This window comes from Novosphingobium sp. MBES04 (genome assembly GCF_000813185.1).
Classification (GTDB): domain Bacteria; phylum Pseudomonadota; class Alphaproteobacteria; order Sphingomonadales; family Sphingomonadaceae; genus Novosphingobium; species Novosphingobium decolorationis.
Genome location: NZ_DF850488.1, coordinates 763,898 through 768,037 on the forward strand (window position 1 = coordinate 763,898; position 4,140 = coordinate 768,037).

3 protein-coding genes and 1 pseudogene are annotated in these 4,140 nt (G+C 54.7%); all 4 read right to left on the minus strand.

All coding sequences use genetic code 11. The features are described 5' to 3' along the window. Positions 1-591: pseudogene (locus tag MBENS4_RS03390) on the minus strand (anticodon nuclease); the annotation flags it as partial. Continuing rightward, positions 588-1,874 (minus strand): restriction endonuclease subunit S, encoded by a 1,287-nt coding sequence (locus tag MBENS4_RS03395; RefSeq protein WP_039388768.1) that lies wholly within the window; start codon positions 1,872-1,874, stop codon positions 588-590. The pseudogene MBENS4_RS03390 and the gene MBENS4_RS03395, both read right to left, overlap by 4 nt. Continuing rightward, on the minus strand, positions 1,871-3,418 hold the full coding sequence (locus MBENS4_RS03400; protein ID WP_039388773.1) for a type I restriction-modification system subunit M: 1,548 nt from the start codon (positions 3,416-3,418) through the stop codon (positions 1,871-1,873). The genes MBENS4_RS03395 and MBENS4_RS03400 overlap by 4 nt, the downstream gene beginning before the upstream one ends. A gap of 105 nt (positions 3,419-3,523) precedes the next feature. Beyond that, a partial coding sequence (locus tag MBENS4_RS26355; RefSeq protein WP_039388774.1) for a restriction endonuclease occupies positions 3,524-4,140 on the minus strand: 617 nt, incomplete at its 5' end.

Below are 4,140 nucleotides of genomic sequence, written 5' to 3' on the forward strand. Positions count from 1 at the left end.
TTGGTCGAATTGTGTGGTTTCCCGCTCTGCCGGTTCCGGTACGCTCAACACGTCAACCACGACCTCCAGCAGCGTGTAGAACACGCTCCAGATGAAGTTGCTTTCCTCGCCTTTGGAAATCTTGAAATTTCCTGTGTGGGTGTCGCCGGTTTCCAGTGAGAAGGTGACTTCGGAGAATGCCTTTATGGTCTGTGCGGTGCCGTCCGGGCCGGGGCGCTGATATTCCTCGTTGAAGTTGGGTGTCAGCTTGTCATTGGTGTAGTGCTGGAAATGCCGTGTGATGTTGGGCTCTTGCCCCTGCTCCAGCAAAATCCAGTCGGTGAAGCTGTTTGGCTGGATTTTGAGTTTGGGCTCGGCGTCGTCCAGCAGGTCGTTATCCCAGTAGAACAGATCTTCGGTGAAAGCGTTGTAGTAGAGGATCTTGTTTCGGGACGGTGCAGGCGCCTCTGCGTCGTCGGCCTTCGGAGCCACGAGATCTTTCAGCGCACGAGACAGGCGCGTCTTGCCGTTGCCGTTGAAGGCATAGATCAACTGGACCTTCTTGTTCGCGCCATGCAGGGCCTGCGCGATCTGTTCGAGGGTCTGGCTCATGCCTCGGCCATCTCCTCTGGCTTGGGAAAGCTCAGGAGTAAGTCGCGGTAGTATTCGTATTGCCGGTTCCGCAGCTCGATTTCACGCGGCAGGCCTTCGCTGAGCGAGGTGGTCAACGTGTCGAATTTGTCGAGGATCGCCACAATCCGCGCCTGCTCTGCAAGGGACTTTTCGGGGTCATCAGCATAAGGGATCGGTAACCTGACCTTTTTGATTCCGTCGATCAGAAGCCTTTTGATTTTGCCTCTTGCAACGTGCTTCGCCTTCTCGCGGTGAAAGGCCTCTGTCTGCATCGCATAGGCAATGAATTTGGGGTTCATAGTGTGACGAAAGGCAAAGCTGTCGTCATGGATAGCGACCCTTTCGTCGCCGAGCCAAGCCACAGCCTTGCCAACATCTTCTACGGTTTCACTGACGCCTGCGATCACAACGTCGTTCTTCTCGGCGTAGCGCAATGAGTCCACGAGTTCGCTTTTGACTTTCGATAACGTCTCGTAGGCATAGACGCCATAATGTGTATAAATTTCGCCGTAATGGATGGCACTAATACCATCATCCACATAATCCGCCTTCGTGAAGCGCCTTCCACGGATAAATTCGCCAATTTCATCCAGCGTCTTCCAAGACACGTCGACGCCTTCAAAGGTCAAAATTTTATCGCGATAATGCTTGTATTGCCTCTTGCGCCCATCAAGCTCGGCAGTAAGCTCGGCAGTAAGCTCCGTAAATTTGTCCAAAACCCTGACAATCTCGGCTTGTATCGCAATCGATTTCTTCGGATCTTCTGGGCAAGGGATCGGAATTCCGATCTTTGCGAGGTCCTTCGCCGAGACATCAATGACCTTTGCGCCCTTCGCATATTTTCGCTTCGCCGCTTCAAAACTTGGCGTCTGCATAAAATAAGCGAGGAACATCCCCAAAATCGAACCATTCGGCTTAAATATGGTCGCGTGCCCGCCGGTTACGGCTTGTTCGACACCGAAATATACTAATGGCGTTGCAACGTCTTCAAAATTCTCACTCGTGTTGGTTATAATGACGTCGCCTGTTTCGACTTTTTGCAAAGAATCTGCAGTTTCATGTGAGACAAACGACATCGTTGAATGCGTGACGAGGCGATAAGTTGTATAAATCTGGCCATAGTGAATTGCGGGTATGCCACTTTCGGTAAAATCTGATTTAGGCAAGCCGTTACCTCTCACCAACTGCCCAAGTTGTTCGAGCGGAATCCACACAAATCCTGCTCCATTCAACAGCTTTTCCAGGAAGCAGAGATCGTTCACGCCTCGATTTCCGCAACAATGGCGTCGATATCTGCACGCAGCCGGTCAATCTTGGCGACAGTGGCCTTCAATTCTGCGTTCAGGGCGGTGATGTTTGTCACCTCACGGGTGTCCTTTGCCTCGATATGTGCGCTGACGGATAGGTTGTAGTCGGCGGTAACCATCCGCTCGAAAGAAACGGTTTCCGCGACGTACGGCACGGGATCCGTGCTGGCGAACAGGTCCATAATCCGCGCGATGTGCGGGGCGTCCATGAAGTTGTTGTTGGTGCCCTTTCGGTAAAATTCATGCTCTGCGGTCGCGTCGATGAAGCGCACGTCGGTGTCGGTTTTGTTCTTGGCCAGCACCAGCACGTTGACCGCGATGGTGGTGCCAAAAAACAGGTTGGGGGCCAGCGCGATCACGGCTTCGACATAATTGTTGTCGATCAGATACTGGCGGATTTTCTGCTCTGCCCCGCCGCGATAGAAAATGCCGGGAAAGCACACGATCGCCGCGCGCCCCTTGGCCGACAGATAATGCAGGGCATGGAGCACAAAGGCAAAGTCGGCCTTGGACTTCGGCGCAAGTACCCCGGCCGGGGCGAAGCGCTCATCGTTGATCAGCGTCGGATCATCCGAGCCCTTCCAACGCACCGAGTAAGGCGGGTTGGACACGATGGCGTCAAACGGCTTTTCGTCCAGGAAACGAGGGTCTTCCAGCGTGTTGCCGTTCTGGATGTTGAACTTGTCGTAATTGACGTTGTGCAAGAACATATTCATGCGAGCGAGGTTGTAGGTGGTGTAGTTGATTTCCTGCCCGAAAAAGCCATCTTCGATGATGTGATCGTCAAAATGCCGCTTGGCTTGCAGCAGCAGCGAGCCGGAGCCAGCGGCGGGGTCGTAGATCTTGTTGACGCTGGTTTGTCCGTGCAGCGCCAGTTGCGCAATCAGCCTGGAAACGTGTTGCGGGGTGAAGAACTCCCCGCCCGATTTGCCCGCATTGGCGGCATAGTTCGAAATCAGAAATTCGTAGGCATCGCCGAACAGGTCGCCTTGGTTGTCCTCGAACTTCAAGGGCAGGTCGGCAACACCCTTCAGGACCGCCGCCAGTCGTGTGTTCTTTTCCTTCACCGTGTTGCCAAGGCGATTGCTGGTGGTGTCGAAATCCGAGAACAGGCCCCGGATATCCGGTTCCGATGGGTAGCCGTTGGCGGAGCTTTCAATCGCCTTGAACACGGCCGCAAGATCGGTGTTCAGGCTGTCATTGGTGTTGGCACCTGCAGCGACGTTGGCGAACAACTGGCTGGGATATATGAAGTACCCCTTGGTCTTGATCGCATCCACTTTTGCTTCGTGCGGAATGGCGCTGTCGTCCATGCGGGCATAATTGACGCTGTCATCGCCCGCTTCGAGGTAATCGGTGAAATTTTCGCTGATGAAGCGATAAAACAGAGCGCCCAGGACAAACTGCTTGAAGTCCCAGCCATCGACGGCACCTCTGACCTCATTGGCAATGGCCCAAATCTGCCGGTGCAGGGCTTCTCGCTGTTGCTGACTCGTCATTATTCAAACCTTAAATTCCGATATCGCCCTCTGTGGCGGAAGGGCCTCACTATGTCGAGTTGACAGGGGGGGGGTAAGTTTGTGATCGCCGGTATCCAGGCGATTTCAAGTGTCCTCGGTGAAGAAGTCTTCATCCAGGCGCTTGACCTCGATCTGGCGGCTGAAACGAACCCCAACGCCAAATTCGACCATGAGATCGGCAAGGCGTGTCCCGTCAATCAGGATCACCCGCTGTTGCAGCCCTTTGGCATAGTCCAGCGCCTGCTTGCTGAAGGCGGAGGTAGTGACAAACACGCCCTTGCTCGCGCCAAGACCGACAAGGCTTCCGACAAAACCCTGCACCTCGGGCCGCCCCACCGCCGTACCGGTCGCGTAACGCTTGGCCTGGACATAGATTCGATCGAGTCCAAGCCGATCCTCATCGATGATGCCATCAATGCCGCCGTCGCCGCTCTTGCCCAATTGCCGAGCCGCGTCATCATGCGAACCGCCATAGCCCATCGCGACCAGCAGCTCGACAATGAGCCGCTCGAAAAATGCAGGGGATTGCTCCTGCACGCGGGTGAGCAAATCCGCCTTTAAGGCCTTGGTCAGCACAGCATAGGCTGCATCGATCTGCTCTTCTGGGGTGGCATCGGAAGAAGCAGCCGCGAATGTGGCATGATTCTTCCCACCCGGAACGGCGCTATCGTCGGCCGGATTGTAGAAGTTGGTGAAGGCTA